General features: G+C 61.7%; 10 protein-coding genes. 7 read left to right on the forward strand and 3 right to left on the reverse strand.

The genetic code is table 11. From position 1 onward, the window contains the following. Window positions 1–33: 33 nt before the first annotated feature. On the forward strand, window positions 34–6,531 hold the full coding sequence (locus DYL61_RS25055) for an NEL-type E3 ubiquitin ligase domain-containing protein (protein WP_135310565.1): 6,498 nt from the start codon (window positions 34–36) through the stop codon (window positions 6,529–6,531). Between the two features lie 21 nt (window positions 6,532–6,552). On the opposite strand, the gene DYL61_RS25060 is transcribed toward DYL61_RS25055, so the two are convergent. Continuing rightward, window positions 6,553–7,965 (reverse strand): amino acid permease, encoded by a 1,413-nt coding sequence (locus tag DYL61_RS25060; RefSeq protein ID WP_135310566.1) that lies wholly within the window; start codon window positions 7,963–7,965, stop codon window positions 6,553–6,555. Between the two features lie 374 nt (window positions 7,966–8,339). Between DYL61_RS25060 and DYL61_RS25065 the strand changes: the two genes are divergently transcribed. From DYL61_RS25065 to DYL61_RS25080, 4 genes are all read left to right on the forward strand, one after another. Further along, complete coding sequence (locus DYL61_RS25065) at window positions 8,340–13,070, forward strand: hypothetical protein (RefSeq protein WP_135310567.1); 4,731 nt, start codon at window positions 8,340–8,342, stop codon at window positions 13,068–13,070. Between the two features lie 88 nt (window positions 13,071–13,158). After that, on the forward strand, window positions 13,159–16,263 hold the full coding sequence (locus tag DYL61_RS25070) for a transglycosylase domain-containing protein (protein WP_135310568.1): 3,105 nt from the start codon (window positions 13,159–13,161) through the stop codon (window positions 16,261–16,263). A gap of 44 nt (window positions 16,264–16,307) precedes the next feature. Further along, window positions 16,308–16,859 (forward strand): PadR family transcriptional regulator, encoded by a 552-nt coding sequence (locus DYL61_RS25075; protein WP_135310569.1) that lies wholly within the window; start codon window positions 16,308–16,310, stop codon window positions 16,857–16,859. Then, window positions 16,856–17,623 (forward strand): siderophore-interacting protein, encoded by a 768-nt coding sequence (locus tag DYL61_RS25080; RefSeq protein ID WP_135310570.1) that lies wholly within the window; start codon window positions 16,856–16,858, stop codon window positions 17,621–17,623. The genes DYL61_RS25075 and DYL61_RS25080 overlap by 4 nt, the downstream gene beginning before the upstream one ends. Before the next feature lie 112 nt (window positions 17,624–17,735). Here DYL61_RS25080 and DYL61_RS25085 read toward each other — a convergent pair whose 3' ends face one another. Continuing rightward, on the reverse strand, window positions 17,736–18,362 hold the full coding sequence (locus DYL61_RS25085; protein ID WP_135310571.1) for a Pr6Pr family membrane protein: 627 nt from the start codon (window positions 18,360–18,362) through the stop codon (window positions 17,736–17,738). A gap of 4 nt (window positions 18,363–18,366) precedes the next feature. Beyond that, entirely contained in the window at window positions 18,367–18,600 is a 234-nt protein-coding gene (locus DYL61_RS25090; protein WP_135310572.1) for a VF530 family protein, read from the reverse strand. 149 nt (window positions 18,601–18,749) lie between these two features. Here DYL61_RS25090 and DYL61_RS25095 point away from each other — a divergent pair, with 149 nt between their 5' ends. After that, window positions 18,750–20,768 carry a TonB-dependent receptor gene (locus DYL61_RS25095; protein WP_135310573.1) on the forward strand — a complete coding sequence of 673 codons (2,019 nt, stop codon included), beginning with the start codon at window positions 18,750–18,752 and terminating at the stop codon, window positions 20,766–20,768. A gap of 452 nt (window positions 20,769–21,220) precedes the next feature. After that, complete coding sequence (locus DYL61_RS25100) at window positions 21,221–23,638, forward strand: glucose/quinate/shikimate family membrane-bound PQQ-dependent dehydrogenase (RefSeq protein ID WP_135310574.1); 2,418 nt, start codon at window positions 21,221–21,223, stop codon at window positions 23,636–23,638. The last annotated feature ends 152 nt before the right edge of the window (window positions 23,639–23,790 follow it).

The raw sequence follows: 23,790 nt of genomic DNA on the forward strand, positions 1-23,790 counted from the left end.
CTTCCACTTACCCAGTGAAAGGAGAGGGTCACCATGCCTAACGATCGATCACTCAATGGCCTGTCCGGCAAATTGCAGTCCAGCGAAGCCTGGGCACGCCAACAAAGCCTGGCGTTGATTCGCGAGATTCTCGCCCAGGCGATGGCCAGCCTGACGCCGGCCCAGCAACGCACTTACGTTCGGCTGCAACGTGCCGCCCATGCCGCGCTGGATGCCGTCGAGAAACAGAACAACAAACTCATCAAGCGATTCAAGATCCGTGGCGTGGCACAACTTCGTGCGAGACTGGACGGCCAAGACCCCGAGCAGATCTTCCTGCTTACCCGCTACCTGGAAAAACTTGAACCTCCGCTGCCATGGGAACCTCGTCCCAGCGGCTTGGGCCTCAAACGCCTGCAGAAACGTTTTCGCCGTGCCTACGATGAGTGGAAATACCGCTCCCATCTCTCGACGCTGTCGTTGTGGGAGGCGGCCTGCCTCAACTTCGACTTCGCCACGGGCGTACCACAGCAGTCAGGCCACAGTTTTGTGCATGCGTCCTACCTGAGCGGAGCAAAAAACCTGACGGTCACACAGTTTGTCGCGATCAGCCGCGACCTGGACCTGGGTGGACAACTGCACACCCTGCTGCAAAAAGAGCTGGGTAAAAACGGCAAGCTGGAATCCTTGCTGGCAACCAGCGCGCGGGCCTGCCTGCAGTTCGAAGCGCTGGAAGCCTATCGCAACCGCGCCAACACCGGCGTCACCCTGGCGCTTTACGAGCAATTCACCAAATCCATCGACGGCAGCGGCCCCGCGCTTGATTTTGAAACCCTGGGCATGAGTACCGGGGTTACCCTGTTGCCGGCAGTGCCGTTCGTGCCCTCAGGCAGTACGACACCCATCCCCTTGCTGTTGATCAAAGTGGGCAGCCTTGGCGTGCTGTCCTATTTCCCCTTCCGCCCCGGCGGCGCCCTGCGTTATCACGATGATGCAAAGAGCGCTGCCGAACACTTCCTCGAGCAGCTCAAGACCAGCCATCGCGAGCATGACCTGGGCTGGTTCGCCCGCCAATTGCCGATGCCCGAGATGCACGATTTCAAACGTCTGAGCAGACACGAACAACGTCCTACCGGCCTGAGCCCGGTGGCGGGTTGGCTGTACGACACGTTCCACCGTTGGTTCCCCGAGCAAAGTCTGGACAGCCTGCGCTTCACCCCGGACCCCAAGCACGGGCGCGCGGAAAACCTGGTGCAAGCCCTTACCTATCGCCACGTGCAACGCTACCAGGCCAACCTCGCTACCCTCGCCACCCGCCGCTCCGAGCGCGACCAGCAAGCGCTGGTCGACGGCGTTGCCGCGATTGCCGATGAAGTCCTGCAACTGCTGCTCACGCCGATGCCAGGCGGGGTTACCGGGTTGAACCGGGTGATGCAAGTGGCGGTGTTCGGCAGCCTGACCTACAGCGTGGTCATTGGCATCAACGAAGCGGCCAAAGGTGAAGCCAGCCAGTTCGCCAGCGCCCTGGCCGATGTGATGGACATGGCCGTCAACGGCCAGTTGACCTCCACCGCGGGCCGCGTCCACCGCCAACGTATCGAAGGTCTGCTGCGCCGTCTGGGCAGCCCGCGCAAAGTCACGGGCACAAACGGCGACGCGGTGATCTGGAAACCGGACATCAGCGCCTATGCCATCCTCGACCAGAACCTGCTCAACGGCCAGACCGCCAACGCTCAGGGCGTGTATGCGGTCAATGGCAAACAATACGTGTGGCTGCGCCAAGGCGAAAATCAATGGGTGATGGAAGTCACCTTCGACGAAAAGTCGATGCGCTTTGTGCTCAAGCAAGCCAACGGTGCGCACTACGCGCCGCCCATCGTGTTCGACCCCCCGTCCCAGGCTTGGGTGCTGGATTTGAACAACGCCCACACCCTCTCGGATATTGAACTGACCGAACGCATGCTGCCCAATGGGTCACCCGCCGTCCCCCAGGCGGACATGGCCCACATGCTGCTCAGCACCGCGCCATCCCGCGAGACGCTCGACCGCATCTGGGCCGGCGCCCCCACGCCCCTCAACCTCACCGAAGGTGTCAGGCGGTTGCAGGCCGACCAACTGCTTACCCAGCTGAGCCGGGACTTTCACCGACGTGGTCATATGCCACCCCATGGCGACCGGATTGTCCTGTGCCTGCTGACCCAATTGCCCGGCTGGCCGGTGAACACGCAAATCCAGGTACATGACGCGCAGAGTCGCTACATCGAAACCTATGCCGCCACGCCACATCAGGCCAATGGCGGCCATGTCCTCAGCGTCAAGCGCCGTGACGATGGCACCTACGTAAGCCTGGATGCTGCGGACACCACCGTGCCGCCCCAGGAACACCTGTTCGAACTGATTCTGCGGCAACTGCCGGGCGACTCGACCCTGGGCCGCGAGGGCAGCCCGAATTTCACCGAAGCCCAGCGTATCGCCCGCCTGCGCTTGTTAATCAGCCAAAAGGCGCAAGCCGAAAGACTGGCGGTGTTCAGCGCCCTGACACGTTACGCTGATCACTCTCGACTCGATGTGCCCATTACCGACGAGGCCAGGCATTTTGTGCCACTCAAGGTGGGAGAGCCGTCGGTGGAAGTCACGCCGCTGCTGAAAAAAATGACCGCGCTGTTCTCGCCCCTGACCCCGATTCAACTGGACCAATTGCTCAAGCAAACGCCGTTGGATGACTCCCAGCAATTGCGTTTTCTGAGCGATGCCAGCCTGCCTGACAGGGTGCGTGAACACCTTGATCACCACCGCACTGCCATGCGAATAGACCAGGTGATCGACGGTTTGTACCACCCTCGGGCGTTCAACCCGGACACCGACCTGTGGGCCCGCGAGTTTGCCTCCAGCCTCCTGGCCTCGCGGGTTGCACGAAAGTTCGTCGTTACCGATATATCCAGCGGCCCGGCCATCGACCGCTTCGTCCCCAGTGGGCCGGAGGACACAACCGTCGAGTTGTTGTACTACGGCAATGGACGCTACCGCGCCTATGACCACCGGTCCGGGGAGATCCCGGTCAGTCCCGACCACGACAGTTTCTACCTGGCTATCGGCTCGGTGCTGCACCCCCACGAACGTCTGAAAATGGGCATGAACTCACCAGTGGATGCCCAGGGCCTGCGCAAGACCCTGGGCGACGTGATGAGTGCCCAACGCAGCCCCGAGGGTTACGTGACTTTGCTGGACCGCTCCTTGGGGCAGTACCAATTGGGCACCGTGCTCCCCACCGAACTGCGCCCCAATGCACAAGGTGTGTACGAACAGGACGGCCAGCAACTACTGGCTCTCGCCGGCTCCGTGTACGCAATCACGTTTGACAACAGGCGGCTCAAATGGCGGCTCCAGCACCCGGAGAAAATCGGCGTCGACACCCCCCTGCTTGAACACAACCACCACGGCGCCTGGCGCCTGGCCGTTGAAAACCCGATGGGCTGGGATGACCACCGCCTGTTCTCGCGCCTGGGCCCCGGCGACTACAACGTCGACCAGGTCACCGCCAGCCGCATCCTCAAGATCACCGACACACCGCCCCGGGCCTTGCGTGAAGTACACAGCGCGAACCTGCCACCGCCGCCGTTGTTGGCAGACACCAGCAAGCGTTTTCGGATCGAGCGCGACATCCTGCTGTTTATCGAGGCGATGACCACCTTCCCGATCAACCGCAATGCCCGGCCTTCCCTGCAACTGCTGCTGGTCACCGCACTGGCCGGCTGGCCCAACAGCCACGCCCTGGAAATTGTCGACGCCGACGGCAAGGTATTGCGCCAGTACCCTTCCAGCCGCCGGGCCGATGCCGAATACATTCGGATAACCGAAGAGCAAAGCCGCGGTGCAGAACCGTTGGAAAACATCGCCCTGAACAACACCGTCACCCGCGCCATACTCGGCGAGTTGCCGAGCACTCAGGAAGAACGCCTGTTCAAACTTGCCAAGAAGGTTGCCGAACATGCGTACCGGGAACGCGCACAGTTGTTCGAGACGCTGTATGCCCAGAGCGAGCAAAGCGGCACGCCGCTGGAGCGCCGCTTCAAGGCTCATCATCCCGACCTGCCCGGCAGCGCAGTGAGGGCCATCCTGGAGCACGCCACCCCGCGTGAATGCAAGCAATTGCAAGACCACAACCAAGTGGGCTTGCGCCTGGCCGAGCAGGCACGACTCACCGCCAATGATGTTCGCCTGAACCGCGCCTATGAAGGCTTGTACCTCAATGCCCTGGGCAACCCCGACAGCGAGAAGATCACCCTGCACCTGCTCAAGTCCGTGCCCGGCTGGCCCGCAGACCTGCGTGTGGATATCCGTGGAGGCGACACCAAGGGCGAGCTGCTGGAAAGCGCCGGCCATCCGAATGGCGAGCGACGCCGCGTACTGGCCCGGCGTGATGACGGTTACCTGGCCTACGACAGCGCCGGGCGCGTGCTCAATGACCCAGCGGATGCGGGCCAGGATTTGTTGAGCGCACTGTCGCTTTTGTTCAGCCCCCTCGAATGCACCGCCCTGGGTATCGTCGATGGGCTGGACGTCACCCCGCTGCAATACGCCATCGCCGACCTTGCCCTGGGCCAGCGCGTGGCAATCAAAACCCTGCTCGACCTGCCGCACATCCCACCGTGGCTGCAACCACCGATGCGCGTCGACAGCAGCTTCACCGCCTACCCGTTCAACATGCGCGCGCTGTGGCCATTTACAATGCGCCAACCCGTCGACCTGTTCAGCAAAGTCCAGGAACTCTACCCCAGCTATACCCGCGGCCAGGCCGATGATCTGATTCGCTCCTTGGGTAACGAAGCGGCGGCATTGATCGAGTTGGACCGGCGCAAGGCTGAGTACCAGACGCTCGACTACGGCCTGACTCGCTGGGCGGAGGCCCGTTACGCCATTGACGCGCTGGACCTCGCCGGGCTCAACCTTGGTCGGCGTCGCTACCTGGCCCAGCAAATTCGCAAGGCCTGGCGCCAAGAAACGCGCCAGACCTACATCGACGGCGTATTTGACGTGCACTGTCTGGTGCTGCAAATGGACGGTAACGAACTGCCTAACGCGGACTTTATCCTGGGCACCCGTGGGTTTGAGCACATTAAATACTTGCGAATCGGCAGCGATGCTTTTCCGCTGACCGGCAATGCGTTCCTGAGCAAGTTCGCCAACTTGACGTACCTGAAGCTCGATTGCGGCCTCAGCGCATTACCCACTAGCGTCACCAACATGGCTCATCTGGAGAATCTCGATCTGACCGACAACAACATCGTTCTCACCCCCCAGGCCCGCTCACGCCTGAACGCAATGACAACGCTCCAGGGGCTCTACCTGGACGCAAACCCCTTGGGCATGACACCCAACGTCACCGGCATGAACAACCTGCGCGTTCTGACACTGCGCAACACCGGAATTGAACATTGGCCCGCCGGCGCCGAGACGCTGTTCAACCTGGAACATCTACTGCTGCAGGAGAACCGCATCACCACGCTGCCCGAGGCGGTGTACACGGATGTGCGCCTGGGGCCGCTGAACCAGCACACTGTTTTGCACGACAACCCTTTGAATGAGGCGACCCTGACCCGGATCAGGGACTACCGCACGCGCACCGGAATCATCCTGGGTGGCGCCTTGCCGGGTATCGACCACGTACCACCGGGTGCTGCGGATGTCAGCCCCTGGCTCGCCAGCGTTGCCTCCTCTCATCACGAGGCGCGCAAGCAACTGTGGGAGCAACTCAAGCAGCATGAAGAAACCAGTCCCGATGATGCCTTCCGTGTGCTGCGTGACCTCACACACTCGTATGCCTACACCCACAACAATACGACGCGCCAGGCCCTGACCGACCGGGTGTGGCGCCTGCTGGACGCCATGGGCAAGTCCACCGAGCTGCGCAACAATGTGTTTCTCAACACCTACGTTGCCGGCACCTGTGGTGACGGTGCGCTGCTGACCTTCATTGACATGGAGATCGAACACAAAGTGCACAGGGCCAAAAACCAACCCGGCAGCCGCCAGGCCGACCGGGAACTGCTGGCCCTGGCCAAGAGCCTGTTCTACCTGCGGCATGTGGACCGTTTGGCAGAAAATCATATTGAGCGCCTGCGCCAATCGCGCATCGACCCCGACGACGCCGAAGTGAAGCTCTACTATCGACTCAAGCTGCGCCGGGACTTCGACCTGCCCATTCAGCGGGAAGAAATGCTGTACTCCGTGGAAGAGTGGGTCGCCGCCGCCGATATCACGCAGGCTCGCAACACACTGATGGAAATCGGCCTGACCCAGGCGCAACAGACGGCGCTGGAAATGGAAGACTTCTGGATAGCCTACCTGGCCCGCAACTATCCGGAGCCCTTCCACACGATCGATGATATGGCCCAGCAGCAGACCCAGGCACTGAACCAAGAGATACCGGACAAACGATCAGATGAATACCTGAGTCGACGCCAAAGCATCATCGACCTGGAAGAAGCCGAGCGTGCCCGGCTGGTGACACAATTGACGAAAGCGGCGCAGATCGCCCAGAAGGCGAACTGACCGCAGACGCTCATCGGCAGGTTAACGCGCAGTGGCGACTGCTGCGTTAGCCGGCTGCAACTTGAACACGTAGAACAACACCGTCAGCAATACCAGGAATGCCGGGCCCACATACAGCGCCACTCGTGTATCCGGGAAGTAGGCCATCAAGCCCACCACCAACACCAGGAACGCCAGGGCAAGGTAGGAACTGAGTGGGTACAACCACATGCGGTACTTGAGCCCGGCTTGTTCTTCCGGGCTCAGGCCCTTGCGGAACTTGAGCTGGGCCAACAGGATCATCAACCAGGTCCAGATCGCACCAAAGGTGGCGATGGAGGTGACCCATACAAATACCTGATCAGGCACCAGGTAGTTGAGCAACACGCCCAGCAGCAAGGCGAAGATCGACAGCAGCAACGCCTTGCGGGGCACGCCGTTGCTCGACGTGGTGCCGAAGGTGGCCGGCGCCTGGCCGTTTTGCGCCAGGCTATAGAGCATGCGTCCGGTGCTGAAAATGCCACCGTTGCACGAGGACAGCGCAGCGGTGATCACCACGAAGTTGATAATGCCCGCGGCGGTCTTGATGCCCAGGCGCTCGAACGTCATCACGAACGGGCTGCCCTGAGTGCCGATTTCATTCCATGGGTAGATCGACAGGATCACGAACAACGCGCCCACATAGAACAACAGGATGCGCCAGAACACCGAACCGATGGCGCTGGGAATCGTCTTCTGCGGGTTGCGTGCTTCACCGGCGGTAAGGCCGATCATCTCCACGCCCAGGTAGGCGAACATCACCATTTGCAGGGACATCAATACGCCCTGCACGCCGTTGGGCATAAAGCCGCCGTGGCTCCACAGGTTGGAAATGCCCAAGGCCACGCCGTCGTTGCCAAAGCCGAAGGCGATGATGCCGACGCCGCCGATCACCATCGCAATGATCGTGACGATCTTGATCAACGCAAACCAGAACTCGAATTCACCGAAAGCTTTCACTGCGATCAGGTTGATGGTGCCCATGCTGATCAGCGCGGCCAGGGCCCAGATCCAGCGCGGAGTGTCTGGGAACCACACCCCCATGTACACCGCCACGGCGGTGATCTCGGCGACGCAGGTCACCAGCCACAGGAACCAGTAGTTCCAGCCGGTGAGGAAACCCGCCAGCGGACCAAGATAATCCTGGGCGTAACGACTAAAAGAACCGGCGACCGGGTTGTGCACAGCCATTTCGCCAAGGGCGCGCATGATCACCAGGATCGCCAGACCGCCGATGATGTAGGAGAGCATGATCGCCGGCCCGGCCATTTCGATGGCCTTGGCCGAGCCGAGGAACAGGCCGACACCAATACAGGCGCCAAGGGCCATGAGGCGAATGTGCCGTTCGCCGAGTTCACGTTTGAGCGGGCCGCCTTGAGCGGTCTCGCCATGGGGCAGTGGGTTGCCGACTGGCATAGGGGTACAACCTCATCTTGTTATTGGATAGACCGCCGAGTTTCCAAAAGAGCAAGCGAGTGGCCTGCGCCTTTGCCGAAACCGCGCCGTCTCATGGACGAACACGTCTTGCACGGCAAGATCAGCGGGCGAGCAGTATAAAAACTCCAGCCCAGGCTGATTCACTCTATAGCATTGGAAATTCAGTGGTTTTTCCCGATAAAACGTTTTTTTTAAAGAGAGACATTCTGCAAATCGGCGACAAGTATCGCACGGCACGTGCCGTCAGCCGAATCCGATACCGGGGGTGGCCCATGCCGAAAGGTCGCACTGCGAGGGTGAATCAGGCGGTGCAACATGGTGCGCACTCGACCACTTTCACAGGATGCTCAAGGATGACTTCTCCGCCCAATCGCGAGGCAGGCGACCGCCTCTTGGCCGACCGCTTGATCGACCACCTCAAACGCCCGCAGGCGTCTATCCAGGTGCCTGCCGACTCCACGCTGGGTGCGTGGTGGCAACTGCTGCGCAGTGCCGTCGGTCGCCCTGAACACTCCAGGATCCGTCAGATCGTCGACCCGGATGATGCAGGCCTTCCCGATAGCGATAGCCTGCCACCCCGGCAAATAGTGCGCTTCTATGGCTACCCCCAACCGCTCGATCGGGCACAGCGCAGCGTGGTCAGCGAAGCGCTGGCACAGGGGTTCGCCGACCAGGCGGCGTTGAAGTTCGCCTTCGCCGCTCTGGATCAGGATCGCAAATCCCTGGCAGCTCAATTACTGCACCACGTCAGTCAACACGATGTGTCCGACGAACCTTTCACGCTCCTTACCGTGTATCGAGCACATTTTTGGCTGGGTTCCGAGTCGCGCCTGGCCGTAGACATGCGTAGCGCATCGACGCTGCTCACGCAGATTACCGCGCACACGCCAACATCAGGCCAGCTACCCGACAGCCTGGAATACGACCCCTGGGACATGCGCGTGACCGCCGCGCAAGAGAACGGCTGGCGCGTCGAGATCGCGCAAGACTCGATGCTTCGGGGCGCTGCGTTGGAGCGCCTGAAATCACTCGCGGCGCGCCTGGATGCAGTGATCCGGCTGGACGGCAAAGTCAGCCTGGCATACGTGCTCAAGGCCCATGACCTGCCCCTGCCGGACACACGCGACGCCGCGTGGGACTTGATCGATCAACTGCGCAACGAGGTCCCGCTCGCCGTCCCACCGGGCTGCGACCTGGCCCACTCCGCCAATGCGCTGGAACACTTTCGACACCAGTTGAACGTCACGCCTGCGCGCCTGCAATCACCGCGCTACGCCAATTATTGGGAAGCTCTGGGACAGCCTCAACAAGGTCCGTTGACGCTGTCCGCCGAGCAGCGCGTGGCCGTCAGGCAAGTGGTCAATGCGACCTTGTCAGGCCGTGCAAGCGGATTGCTCGAGTACCTGGCGGGCGACCTGGCACCGTCCTTTTCAACAGCGATGGCCGACGTGCAGGTGCAGCAATTATTGGCCCGCCCTGTCGCCCGGCCATTGGCCGATCAACTCATGGCCCGTGTCGGCTGGCGCGAGGGGCCTGTCTATTGGGCCAGTCGCGACGCCCTGATGCTGGCCGCCATTCTCCTTGACCTTGACCCCAAGGCGGGTGAAAGCCGCTACAGCGTCGCCGGCCTGAACCTGAACCACAGCGACTTCCACGGACGGCCCTATCGCGCGCTGCGCAACCACATTGAATTGCACTTAATCGACACCGGCAGGGTCACTTCCCGCTGCGTCGCCCTGGCTGCGCACCTGTTACTGGCCGGCATAGCCCCTGAATGCCTGGTACGGGATATTCCTCAATCGCTGTATTTCATGAGCTCCCATGCGTGGATGGTGTTCAAGCATGGCGTGTTGATGGCGGAGGAACTGGCCCCTGGCGCGGCACGCTTGATGGAATTCGCCGATGTCATGGCGCTGGCCACCCGTCAGTCGGACGATGCCCAGGAAAACCAGTGGCGTGAACACTATGCCACCGGCCCGCTGATCGATTGGGCGCAGGCCCAGGGTGAGTTGCCCGCGCCTAGCCTTACACCCGACGCTCTCAACCTTGTGAAAGACAAACTGACCTCACGCCTTCAGAAGCTGCGCGAAGCATCACGCCACTTGGTCACCCCCATGACCAGCCGCCGCAGCCTCGCCCTCGCCGATCTGCAGCGGGTGTTTCCCGGCCACGGCGGGCTGGAAGAGAAGTGCCTGCGATGGGTCGGCAGCCCTCTGGGCATACCGCCTCATACACTGCCCGGCCACACCCTGCATTCGCTGGTGGACTTGCACATGAGCGGTGATTTGCAGCCGATGCACGCACGCTGGCGCTCGTTGGACGCCAAGGTCGATCTCAATGCCCTCCTCCCCCGTTTGGTACATCTCAAACCTGTCTTGCCGCTGTTCAACGAAACCGCCACCGCCCATATCGCGAACCTTAAACAGGCATACACCTGCGCCATTCAATACCTGTTGGCACAATTGCCACTGGCTGACCGCCATCACCTGCAACACGGCACCCTGCAACTGCTGGTGGTACGCCAGCCAGCCCGTGTACCTGAGAACCGGGAAAGCCTGCCGGAGAAAATGGCCCGTACGGGCCGCTTCGGCCTGTGGTTGCGCTGCGAACATCACCAGGTTATTCATGACTACGAGCTGTTCCCGTTGCTCAATTACATCCAGAAAAACCACCGGCTGCCGGCACACCTGACCCTGGGCGGCCACCGCTTGACCGTGACGACTGGAACGCCCCACAGCACTGAACCGGTCACCCATTTGTTTACCGGCAGCCTCCTGGCCCTCGATTGGCCCGCGTATGCCGAGGGTCTGCAACCGACCTCTGCGGCGCGCTCCACGGTGGTCGTCGACCCCATCGCCACATTCGACGCGACGCTGGAGCCCCGTGAGGCGCTCACCTTCGATGCCCCTCGCAACCGACTGCTGGCAACCACCATCGTCGAAAAACACTTTTTCCTGGATATCGACACACTCCTCAACCAGGCACGCGGGTCGACCACGCTGGAAGACCAGCGAAACAGCGCCGAGCGGTTATCCGAGGCGTTGTTGAACCTGATCCCGTTCCGGGCTTGTGTCACCGACATGAGCTCGGGCAATACCCGCCAAATGATCGACGGCGCCTGGAGTTGTTTTTTCGACCTGTTCGGCCTGTTCGTGCCGACCCGGCATTGGCTGACCAGCGGATTGGCCGACCTGCAAAAAAGCTTGCCGACCTCGGTCAAGTTGCTGCAACTGACTCGCCTCAGTGCCGGCTACCTGAATGCCACCCTTAACCCGCTGGAAGGCGTGCCCGCGCTGTGGCGCCTGGGCCGCAACGGCCTGTTGCGCCTGAATCACGCCGGCCAGCGCGCACTTGCAGGGGCATTGCGCCAGGCCCGGCAACGACTGGCCCACAATACGCCCTACAGCCGGCTGCTCAACGAGTTTGACCTCGACACAGCGATCACCGTCCAAACCATCACGGCCATGGATGGGTATGCCGCCCGGGTTGCAGGCACTTGGTTTGAAACTCCGCCATGGGTCATGCAGCGCTTGAACACCACCGACCTGATCACCCAGAACGGCATCTGGCGGGTGCTGCCGGACAACCCCGACAGGTTCGAGCCCCTCACCTCGCCCCGCTTCGCCCAACTGGCCGGCACCCTTGACCAGCAGTGCGCCACAGGAAGGAGCAAGCGCAGCCCAGTCCCGTTCGTCTGCTTCACCAAGACGCTGTATGCGTTGCGCAAAGACATCCACAAACGTCGCGTGCAGGCGCTGGACCACATCCGCCTGATTCCCGGACCGACCGTCGATGGTGCAAAGCGCAAGCTGGTATTCAACCGCCGCGTCTACGAGGTCACCCCCCAGGCGACCGAGTTTGAACTGACCCCTTTGCCGCAGCCCAGACCCCTGGTCTATAAACCCCAAACCACCGGTAAACGCATCGACAATGAGCCCCAGTTCGGCTTGCCCGATGATGAGCTGGACAACAAGTTGAGCCTTGAATCTGCGGTGGTCAGGGTGCACGCACTGGTCGATGGCATCGACGACATCCGCACCCGCCGCGCGCTCAAGGTCAGCCTGCATCAGCCGGGGATGTCCACTCAGGTGCAATGGGTAGTCGAGGCGGATGCCGGGGTCTTTTATCGGGCCAACACCACGCCTGCCGGAGGCGATGCCCTGTTGTTCAACCAGCTCGACTACAGCCTCGGTGGCGAGCACCAGGCCTTGATTCGGGCGTTCTGCGAGCGGCGCAACCAGTACCTGAATGCAGGCAGCATGATCGCCGACCAACCCTTGGTGACGCTCCCTACATTGGAAGTGCTCTGGCGGCAATTGTCCCGGCGCGGTTTTGACGCCGCGAAGGTGGCCCGTATCAAGGTAAAAGCCGGCGGTTTGAGCGTCATGAAACAACGCGAGTTATTGCTCAACGCCAGCGATCAAGGGCGCCGCCTGGACATCAACGTGGTCTCCAAACCCGTCCAGCTGGACATCTGGCCACCACGTCCGACTGTACCCGGTGGGGCCCCGAGCATCGACCAGATCAATGGCTACCTGGCACAACAAGCCAATACCAGTACCCAGGGTGTGGTGCAAAGCACCGGCATCGGCTCGGCCAATGTTGTCAGTAGCACGCCGCAGGACATCCGCCGGATGCAAGTGGCGCAGTCGGTGGTCATGTGGGAGTACAGCAAAATCGGCCACGTTAATTATACCGAGGCTATCCTCAAGACCGGGGCCGGCAATTGCGACCAGATGGCCCACGTCGCCCGCGAGGTGATCCGCACCAATGGCGGTAGCGCCCGCGTCTGGAGCGGCAAAGGCCATACGTTCGTTGTGGTGGGCGCTCCGCCGGCGGGCCTGCAACAGACCGTGGATTTCAGCGAGCCCGGCTGGAGCGGACTGTGGGTGTGTGATCCGTGGACCGCCATCACCTGCCCGGCACAGGTTTATTTGAGGGAGCTGAACGTGAAGATGATCGCCTGGGACCTCCAGGATATTTCGATCTACTTTCACGACGGTATCCAGCACCGCTGGGGCCGTGCCAACGACCCTGCCTGGCTGAATCCGTTGATGACGGGTCCCAAACACCCTCAGCCATGATTCCTACAGACTTTTCCTTCACGCCCCGCCCACAGCGACTAAGCTTCCAGCAAGTCCGATCAATCTGCGTGCAAGGGATCAATCGACTATGGGCGCACTGTGGCAAACCGACTCGACCAAGGCTGCGAAAGTACACGGCAGTTCGGACCCAGCGCCTTCATCAAAAAAACCACACGGGCCGCGCTACGTTCGCCGGTTGTTCTGGCTGATTGTGCTGATGGCCTTGATCGCCCTGGGTTTCGCCGCAGCCAAAGAGATGCGCACCTCGCGCCTGCAAGCTCAGGAACTCAGCCGCCTGGCCCGTGACCTCACCTATGAGGTCAAGCCCGGCCCCAGCGATACCATCACCTATCCCGGCGCCGGGCCATTCGACCGACGCCTGGGTTACAGCGACCTGGGCACTTTCCTGCCGCGCCTGCTCAAGCGCGGGTATGTGATCCAGGCGCAATCGCGCTTTTCTCCCGCGCTGATGGACTACAGCGCCAAAGGCCTGTTCGTGCCCTACGCGGAAAAAATCCAGGCCGGCTTATCGATTACCGATTGCCGTGCGGTGCCGTTGTACCAATACAACTACCCGCAACAGTTGTACGAAAGCTTCGCCGCGATCCCGCCGCTGGTGACCAACAGCCTGCTGTTTATCGAAAACCGCGACCTGCTCGACCCCGCCCAACCGCAGTCCAACCCCGCCGTGGATTGGCCACGGTTTGCCAAGGCCGCATGGTCGCAAGTCGCCAAGCTGCTGCACCTGCCTGGGCAAAGTGCCGGTGGCAGTACCCTGGCCACGCAACTGGAAAAGTACCGCCATTCGCCGGATGGCCTGACCGTCTCCGGCGGGGAAAAACTGCGGCAGATGTTTTCCGCCGCCGTGCGTGCGTACCACGATGGCCCGGACACTTTGCCGGCACGCCAGAATATTCTGCGCGACTACCTCAACAGCGTGCCTCTGTCGGCAGTGCCGGGACATGGCGAAGTGCATGGCATGGCCGAGGGTTTGCGGGTGTGGTACGGCGCCGACTTCAACCAAGTCAACCAGGCGCTGCGCGGTCCGGTGAATGCGCAGCAAGGCCTGGCTTTGCGCCAGGTATTGTCGTTGATCATCGCCCAGCGCCGTCCCTCCCATTACCTGGCCAAAGGGCGGGATGAACTCGCCGACCTCACCGACAGCCATCTGCGCCTGCTGGCCCAGAACGGCGTGATCGAACCGGCGTTGTTGAAGGCGGCGCTGGCGAGCAAAGTCACCTACCGCGACTGGGTGCAACAACCCACCGTGCAGCCGATTGAAACCAATAAAGGCATCAGCGTCGCACGCAGCCGTTTGGCGACACTGCTCAACCGGCCGCTGTACGACCTGGACCGCCTCGACCTGTCCGCCACCAGCACGTTACAGGCGCAGCTGCAGGGCCAGGTCAGCGACTACCTCAAGCACCTTGCCGACCCGGATTACGCCCGCCAGATCGGCCTGCTCGGCGAACGCTTGCTGACACCGGCCAGCACCGCCCAGGTGCGCTACAGCTTCACGCTGTTCGAACTGACACCGGACGGCTCGCGGGTGCGCGTACAAACCGACAACACCGACCAACCCTTCGATATCAACGAGGGCAGCAAGCTGGAATTGGGCTCAACCGCCAAACTGCGGGTGCTCACCACGTACCTGCAAATCATCAGTGAGCTGCACGATAAATACGCCGCCCGTGCGCCTGCCGAATTGAAAAAAATCCAGGTCGATGACCAGGACCGCCTCAGTCGGTGGGCCCTCGACTACCTGATCCAGACGCCGGACAAGTCCCTTGCACACATGCTCGACGCGGCCCTCGACCGCACCTACTCAGCCAGCCCTGGCGAACGCTTTTTTACCGGCGGCGGCCTGCACACCTTCCATAACTTCCGCAGCCAGGACAACGGCCGCAGCCCCACCCTGCGCGATGCCCTGCGCGAGTCGATCAACCTGCCGTTCATTCGCCTGATGCGTGATGTGGTGCGTTACGTCACCTACTCCGGCGAGAACAACAGCGCCGAGTTGCTCAAGGACGACAGCGACCCGCGCCGCCAGGAATACCTTGCCGGGTTTGCCGACCGCGAAGGCACCACATTCCTGCGCAAGTTCTGGCGCAAATACCAGAAGAAAGACACCCAGGCGCGCCTGGAAACCTTCCTCGACAGCCTGCGCCCCACGCCGATCCGGCTGGCCGCCGTGCATCGCTACCTGCTACCTGATGCCAGCCAGGCCAGCTTCAACCTGTTTGTGCGTTCCCATCTGGTCGGTGTGAAAACCAATGAAAAACTCACCGACGAACGCCTGGCAAAACTCTATAAGGACTACGGCCCCGGCGCCTACGACCTGCCCGACCAGGGCTATATCGCCAAGGTCCACCCGCTGGATTTGTGGCTGCTGGGCTACCTGCTCAACCATCCCGACGCGACGTTCACCGAGGTGGTCAAGGCCAGCCAATTCGAGCGCCAGGAGGTCTACAGCTGGTTGTTCAAAAGCCGTCATCAAAGTGCGCGGGACAGCCGCATCCGCACCATGCTGGAGATCGAGGCGTTCCTGGAGATTCATCAGCGCTGGCAGGCCGTGGGCTACCCGTTCGATCACCTGGTGCCATCGTTGGCCACTGCTATCGGCAGCTCCGGCGACCGGCCCGCCGCGTTGGCGGAGTTGATGGGCATCATCCTCAACGACGGTGTACGCCCACGGGTGCTGCGTATCGACACACTGCACTTTGCTGCCGGCACACCGTATGAAACCCAGGTGGTCAACGACCCAGCGCCGGGCAAGCAGGTGATCCCGGTGGAAGTCGCCAGGGCCTTGCGCGGTGCCCTGTCTCAAGTGGTGGATGCCGGCACGGCGAAACGTGTGGCCGGCAGCTTCAAACTGGCCGACGGCTCACCGCTGGCCATGGGTGGCAAGACCGGCACCGGGGATAACCGCATCGAAGCCATCGCCGCCGGCGGGCGGATTCTCAGTTCCAAATCCATCAACCGCACGGCGACCTTTGTGTTTTACCTGGGTGAGCATCACTTCGGCACGCTGACCGCCTTCGTGCCGGGCCAGTCCGCCGAGCATTTCACCTTTACCTCGGCGTTGCCGGTGCAGGTACTCAAGGGCATGGCGCCGATCCTGATGCCGTACTTGCAACCCGGCACCGGGACACTGTGCATGGCCGCTGGTCAGAAAGGTTTGCACACGCAATAAGATATATCTTAAGTTATGTCTTACCGAAAACGGAGAGCATAACGATGAGAGAACACCACCACCCCCACCACCGCGATGAGCGCGATGGTTTCGAGAAACGCCCTACCCGCGAACGCGGTGGCGGAGGCCGCGGCCCACGGGTGTTCGCCCCCGGCGACCTGAAATTGCTGCTGCCCGCGCTGATCGCCGAACAGCCGTGCCATGGCTATGACCTGATCCGCCAGATCGAGGGCCTGTTCGATGGCGCCTACAGCCCCAGCCCTGGCGTGATCTACCCGACCCTGACCTTCCTTGAAGAAAGCGACTTGATCAGCGGCGACGCCGAAGGCGGAAAAAAACGCTACACAATCACCGACGCCGGTCGTCTCTTCTTAAGCGAGCAAGCCGTTGCATTGGACGGGGTGCGCATGCGCATCGACGTGAGCAAGCGCTCGCTGCGCGGCCAGGACCGCCCGCCGGAAATCCACGAGGCGGTGCACAACCTTCGCCATGCCTTGCACTCGCACCACGGGCGCTGGAGCCCGGAAGAAATCGCACGTGTCGCGGCGCTGCTCAACAGCACTGCCCAATCCATCGCCGACGGGAAAGCTCAATGAATACGCAAGTCATCCACCGCGTCAGCCACGAAATCAAACGCCGCCGTCTCGACGTATTGCGGGTGGTCGACATCACCCCGCGCATGCGCCGTATCACCCTGGGCGGCCCGGAACTCGCGGGGTTTGTCAGCCTGGGCAGCGACGATCACGTCAAGCTGCTGTTCCCGCAGAACGCCGCCGAACAGGCAGCACTGGAAAGCCCGACCTTCAGCATCAAGGGCGATGGCCCGCAGCCGGCGATGCGCGACTACACGCCCCGTCGTATCGATTTGAAGAGCGGCGAGTTGGACATCGACTTCGTGCTGCATGGCGATGGCCCTGCGTCCACGTGGGCCGAGCAGGTGCAGGTCGGCCAGCACCTGTACATCGGTGGGCCACGGGGCTCGATGATCGTGCCGGATATCTTCGACAGCTACTTGCTGATCGGCGATGAAACCGCCTTGCCCGCCATCGCGCGGCGCCTGGAAGAATTGCCGGCGGGGCGGACTGTCCTGGCCGTGATTGAAATCGCCGATGCCGCAGAAAAGCAGGCGCTGCAAAGTGCTGCAAACGTCGAGGTGATCTGGGTGATTCGCGGCCAGGATGACCTGCTGGAAACTGTGCGCAAACTGACGTTGCCGAGTGGCTCGCTGTACAGCTTTGTGGCGATGGAAAGCAAACGGTCGCGGCAGGTCCGTCGGGTGTTGCTGGACACTCACCAGGTCAACGAGGAATTCCTCAAGGCCGTGGGCTACTGGCGTGCCGAGGGCAGTGACGAAGAGTAATACGTGTGGGAGGGGGCTTGCCCCCGATGGCGGTGTATCAGTACCCGATGTGCTGACTGACACCCCGCTATCGGGGGCAAGCCCCCCTCCCACATTTGGACCTGTGTCCAATCTAAGTTCGGGGTGATTTCAGGGTTTTATCCAGCCCCACCACCACCAACGCCACCAACAAGAACCCCACCAATATCCCCCCGGCATTCACAAACACGTGTGGATAACCGAGCGTGTCCACATCCATGAACGGGTACTGATACTGCCCAAGCAAATGCCCGCGCAGCAGCACATAGGCGAAGTACACCAACGGGTAGATCGCCCAGGCGCCGATGTGTTTCAACCCCAGGCTGCCCTTGGGCACGCACCGCCACCAGTAGATAAAAAACAGCACGGGCATCACGTCGTGCAACAACTCGTCGGCGATAAATTGAAACCCTTCGGGCTGCCATAAATGCCGCAGCAACAGGTTGTAGGCCAGGCTCACCACCACGATGCTCACGGCAATACCGCTGCTGGTGCTTGGCGCGAGAAAAAACCGCTTCGCCGCCGAGTCTTTATTCACCAGGGCGTAGCTCAACACCACGGCCACCAGGGTGTTGGTCAACACGGTGAAGAAGCTGAAAAAGCTGATCAGCCCGCCGAGCAGGCTGGCGCCGGACTCCCAGCGTGAATAGAAAATCAGGTATTGCTGGATCGCCAACCCTACCCACCCGGCCAGCGCCGCCGCTGCCACGCACCGCTTCATTGCGTCAATCCAACGGACGTTTGGTGCGCATCAGTTTCACGTACAAGCCTTCGACTTTTTCCCGCGCCCATGGGGTTTTACGCAGGAACGTGAGGCTCGACTTGATGCTGGGGTCGCTCTTGAAGCAGCGGATATCAATGCGCTCGGCCAGGCCTTCCCATGTGTAGTGTTCCACCAGAATGGTGAGGACGTGTTGCAGGGTCACGCCGTGGAGAGGGTCGTTGCTTGTCGCGGTCATGCCGGGCCTATGAAAAATGGATCACGAAGGTGCACACCTTAGCACCCTGACTGCCCGGTTATAAAAAGTTCCCGTTCCCAGCGAAAAAGAGATGTTATATTGTAACTATTGTTATCCAATCTTTTCGCCGTTTTGCCAAGGAATGTCCGATGTCCCTCTCTTCTCTCTGGCGCTTGACCCCGCTCGCCGCCGCCCTGCTGATCAGCTCCGAAGCCCACGCCCTGGAGCTGCAACCCCAAGTCATCACCGGCAACCCGCTGGGCAGCGAACAACTCGCCTCGCCCACCACCGTGCTGGAAGGTGATGACCTGACCCTGCAACAAAAAGGCAGCCTCGGCGAGACCTTGAACAAGCAACCGGGCGTGTCGTCCTCGTACTTCGGCCCCGGCGCCAGCCGGCCGATCATCCGTGGCCAGGACGGCGACCGTATTCGCCTGCTGCGCAATGGCGTGGGCGCGCTGGACGCCTCGTCGTTGTCCTACGACCACGCGGTGCCGCTGGACCCGGTCAACGTCGATCGCATTGAAATCGTGCGTGGCCCTGCGGCCCTGTTGTACGGCGGCAGCGCCATCGGCGGCGTGGTCAACACCTTCGACAACCGCATCCCCACCGAAGCCATCGAAGGCATCCACGGTGCCGGTGAATTGCGCTACGGCGGCGCCGACACCACCCGCAGCAGCGCCGGTAAGCTGGAGGCCGGTAACGGCACGTTTGCCTTGCACCTGGACGCCAATGCGCGGGAATTCAACGACCTGAAAATCCCCGGCCAGGCCCGCAGCCGCCACGCGCCAGCCAGCGACGACGAACCCGGCAAGAACGGCCGCCTGGGTAACAGCGACGGGCGCCAGGACGGCGGCGCGGTGGGTGGTTCCTACACCTGGGACGACGGTTACGCCGGGCTGTCCTACAGCAACTACGACGCCAACTACGGCTCCCCCGCCGAGCAGGATGTGCGCATCCGCATGAAGCAGGATCACTACGCCTTTGCGTCCGAGATCCGCAACCTGCAAGGCCCGTTTACCTCGGTCAAACTCGATGCGGGTTACACCGACTACGAACACCGCGAAATCGAAGATGGCGAAACCGGGACGATCTTCAAGAACAAGGGTTATGAAGCCCGCGTCGAAGCCCGGCACCAACCTATCGGCCCTTTCAATGGCGTGATCGGTGCCCAGGTGACCCGCAACGAGTTCTCGGCCCTGGGCGAAGAAGCCTTCGTGCCGCAGACCGACACCAACGCGGGCGCGCTGTTTATCCTCGAAGAAATGCAGGCCACCGAGCGCCTGAAACTCAGCCTCGGCGGGCGCCTGGAACACACCCGTGTCGACCCGAACGCCAAGGGCAATGAACGCTTCGCCAACGCCGACAAGTCCAATGACTTCACCGCCGGCAGCCTGTCATCGGGCGCGGTCTACACCCTAACGCCGGTCTGGTCCCTGGCCGCCACCCTGGGCTACACCGAGCGCGCGCCGACCTTCTACGAGTTGTACGCCAATGGCGCCCACGTGGCCACCGGCACCTACGAGCTGGGCGATGCCAACCTCAAGAAAGAAAAAGCAGTGTCCAGTGACCTGGCGCTGCGTTTCGACAATGGCACCCACAAGGGCAGCTTCGGCGTGTTCTACAGCCACTTCTCCAACTACATCGGCCTGCTGGGCAGCGGTCGCACGCTGAACGATGAAGGTGAAGAGGACGCCGACGGCATCCCTGAGTACACATACTCCGGCGTGCGTGCGCGTTTCGCCGGCTTCGAAGCCCAGGATCACTGGAAGCTGGGCGAAGGCGCCTACGGTAAGTTCGCCCTGGAGCTGTCGGGCGACTACACCCGCGCCACCAACCTCGACACCGGCGAAGCCTTGCCGCGTATTGCCCCGCTGCGCTTGAACAGCGGTTTGCTGTGGGAACTGGACCGCTGGCAGGCGCGGATTGACGTGGAACATGCGGCTGGCCAAGGCCGGGTGCCGGATAACGAGAGTGGCACCGACGGCTACACCACGCTGGGGGCGAGCGCGGGTTATCGCTTCAACGTCGGTGGCAGCCAGTGGTTGGCGTTTGTGAACGGAGAGAACCTGACCAACCAGACTGTGCGTTATGCCAGCTCGATCCTGCGGGATATCGCGCCGGCGCCGGGGCGCAGTGTGCAATTCGGGATTAGAACAACCTTCTAACTCACACCGCTGTTCCCCTGTGGGAGGGCTTGCCCCCGATGGCGGTGCGTCAGCTACAGATTTGTTGGCTGACACTCTGCTATCGGGGGCAAGCCCCCTCCCACAGAAGCCCTCCATTCACAGTCATTTTGCAGCGACACTTAGTCACTGTTACCAAATCAGAAATGATGCATATCGCGATTTATCCTTTCTCTCGCCGCCCACTCCCTTTATCCTTGCCGGCAACAATCTGAAACGTTTCACCTCCCGGTCGACCCCATCTTGCCGAATTTCCCTTCCCACCAAGACAGCGCTGTCTCACCCCGACCTGCGCCTGGGGATAAATCGCCCGCCTGTGGATAACCACCCTTATCCCCAGAAAAACCAAATAACGCTGAACCAAGCCTGTGCCGAATCGTCATCTACAGTGAAGCATGGGGTTACATAATTCCAACGTAACGGAGAAACACACTATGAGCACTGATGGTGCCTCAAGCCCAAGCCGCCTGCTGCCCAGGCTGCTAGGCGTCTTGCTGCTGATCATGGGCCTGGCCTTGTTGGCCGGTGGCGTCAAGCTGAGCATGCTCGGCGGGTCCCTGTATTACCTGCTGGCCGGTATCGGCATCGCCTTGACCGGCGTGCTGCTGTTGGCTACCCATCGCGCCGCGCTGGGCCTGTACGCACTGGTGCTGTTCGCCAGCACCGTGTGGGCCTTGTGGGAAGTCGGCCTGGATTGGTGGCAACTGGTGCCGCGCCTGGCGCTGCTGTTCGCCCTGGGCATCGTCATGTTGCTCCCGTGGTTCCGCCGTCCGTTGCTGCGCACCCAACCTGCGCCACTGGGCACCGGCGCGCTGAGCGTGGCCGTGGTATTGGCCGGCGCGACCGCGCTGGCCAGCCAATTCACCAACCCCGGTGAAATGGTCAAGACCGGCCAACTGGACCGCGACGCCGTACCTGGCATGGCCAGCGTTGCACCGTCCCAGGCCGATGGCGACTGGAACTCGTATGGCCGCTCGGCCCACGGTGATCGCTACTCGCCCCTGGCGCAGATCACCCCGGAAAACGTCGGCAAGTTGGTGCCAGCCTGGACCTTCCGCACCGGCGATATCCCTGGCCCGAATGATCCAGGCGAGACCACCGCAGAAAACACCCCGTTGAAAGTCAACGGCATGCTCTACGTGTGCACCCCGCACAGCCAAGTGATTGCCCTGGACCCGGACACCGGCAAGGAAATCTGGCGTTTCGATCCGAAGATCAGCAGCCAAGGCGCTGAAAACTTCAAGGGTTGGGCGCACATGACCTGCCGTGGCGTGTCGTATCACGATGACGCTGTATACGCCTCCGAGCAGAGCCCAACCGGCAGCGCCAGCCCGGCTGCCGCGCCGACTGCCTGCCCGAAACGCATCTTCGTACCGACTGCCGACACCCGTCTGATCGCCCTGAACGCCGACACCGGCAAGATGTGCGAAGACTTCGGTGACAAAGGCCAGGTCGACCTGCGTGCCAATATCGGCAGCTTCGCCCCAGGCGGTTACTACTCCACTTCGCCACCGGCCGTGACCAAGAACCTGGTCGTGATCGGCGGTCACGTGACCGACAACGTTTCCACCGACGAGCCTAGCGGCGTGATCCGTGCGTTCGACGTGCACACCGGCAAGCTGGTGTGGAACTGGGACAGCGGCAACCCGGACGACACCACCCCGTTGGCCGAGGGCAAGACCTACACCCGCAACTCGCCGAACATGTGGTCCATGTTCGCCGTGGATGAAAAACTCGGCACCCTGTACCTGCCGATGGGCAACCAGATGCCCGACCAATACGGCGGCGACCGTACCGAAGACTCGGAAAAATACAGCGCCGGCCTGACCGCCCTGGACATCGACAGCGGCCACGTGAAATGGACCTTCCAGTTCACTCACCACGACCTGTGGGACATGGACGTCGGCGGCCAGCCAACCCTGATCGACATCAAGACCGCTGACGGCGTCAAGCAAGCGGTGATGGCATCGACCAAGCAAGGCAGCATCTACGTTCTGGACCGCACCAATGGTCAGCCCGTAGTGCCGATCAACGAAGTCCCTGTTCCGCAAGGCGCAGTGGCCGGTGATCACACCTCGCCGACTCAACCGAAGTCCGACCTGAACTTCATGCCGCCGCCGTTGAAAGAACGCGACATGTGGGGCGTGACCCCGTTCGACCAACTGATCTGCCGGATCGACTTCAAGTCGATGCGTTATGACGGCGCGTTCACCCCGCCATCGCTGCAAGGTTCGATCGTTTACCCAGGCAACTTCGGCGTGTTCGACTGGGGCGGCATCTCCGTTGACCCAGTGCGTCAGATCGCCTTCGTGAACCCGAGCTACATGGCGTTCAAGTCCAAGTTGATCCCGGCGGCCGACATCGCCAAGCAAGGCCCACGTGTCAGCGAAACCGAAGGCGTGCAGCCGAACAAAGGCGCGCCGTACGGCGTGATCCTCGAAGCGCTGCTGTCGCCAATGGGCCTGCCGTGCCAGGCACCGGCCTGGGGTTATGTGGCGGCGGTCGACCTGACCACCCACAAAACCATCTGGATGCACAAGAACGGCACCGTGCGCGACAGCTCACCGGTTCCAATCCCACTGACCATGGGCGTGCCTAGCCTGGGCGGCACATTCACCACCGCCGGTGGCGTCGCGTTCCTCAGTGGCACCCTGGACCAGTACCTGCGTGCCTATGACGTGAAAAACGGCAAGCAACTGTGGGAAGGCCGTCTGCCAGCCGGCGCGCAAACCACCCCGATGACCTACACCGGTAAAGACGGCAAGCAATACGTGCTGGTCATGGCCGGCGGTCACGGCTCCCTGGGCACCAAGCAGGGCGACTACGTGATGGCGTTTAAACTGCCGGATTAAGCTTTACTGGCGGCAAAACGAAGGCGGTTACCTGTTGAAGGTAGCCGCCTTTTTTATGCCCAACACAAATCCAAATGTTCAATCAGATCAAATGTGGGAGGGGGCTTGCCCTAATGCCTGTCATTTAAGGAAACACCAGATGAGCGGCTTTC

The organism is Pseudomonas nabeulensis, assembly GCF_004682045.1.
In the GTDB taxonomy this organism is placed as follows: domain Bacteria; phylum Pseudomonadota; class Gammaproteobacteria; order Pseudomonadales; family Pseudomonadaceae; genus Aquipseudomonas; species Aquipseudomonas nabeulensis.

What these genes read in the sequence shown, in the direction of transcription:
- DYL61_RS25055 (WP_135310565.1), top strand. Translation starts at nt 34, where the DNA reads ATGCCTAACGATCGATCACTCAATGGCCTGTCCGGCAAATTGCAGTCC.
- DYL61_RS25060 (WP_135310566.1), bottom strand. Translation starts at nt 7,965, where the DNA reads ATGCCAGTCGGCAACCCACTGCCCCATGGCGAGACCGCTCAAGGCGGC.
- DYL61_RS25065 (WP_135310567.1), top strand. Translation starts at nt 8,340, where the DNA reads ATGACTTCTCCGCCCAATCGCGAGGCAGGCGACCGCCTCTTGGCCGAC.
- DYL61_RS25070 (WP_135310568.1), top strand. Translation starts at nt 13,159, where the DNA reads ATGGGCGCACTGTGGCAAACCGACTCGACCAAGGCTGCGAAAGTACAC.
- DYL61_RS25075 (WP_135310569.1), top strand. Translation starts at nt 16,308, where the DNA reads ATGAGAGAACACCACCACCCCCACCACCGCGATGAGCGCGATGGTTTC.
- DYL61_RS25080 (WP_135310570.1), top strand. Translation starts at nt 16,856, where the DNA reads ATGAATACGCAAGTCATCCACCGCGTCAGCCACGAAATCAAACGCCGC.
- DYL61_RS25085 (WP_135310571.1), bottom strand. Translation starts at nt 18,362, where the DNA reads ATGAAGCGGTGCGTGGCAGCGGCGGCGCTGGCCGGGTGGGTAGGGTTG.
- DYL61_RS25090 (WP_135310572.1), bottom strand. Translation starts at nt 18,600, where the DNA reads ATGACCGCGACAAGCAACGACCCTCTCCACGGCGTGACCCTGCAACAC.
- DYL61_RS25095 (WP_135310573.1), top strand. Translation starts at nt 18,750, where the DNA reads ATGTCCCTCTCTTCTCTCTGGCGCTTGACCCCGCTCGCCGCCGCCCTG.
- DYL61_RS25100 (WP_135310574.1), top strand. Translation starts at nt 21,221, where the DNA reads ATGAGCACTGATGGTGCCTCAAGCCCAAGCCGCCTGCTGCCCAGGCTG.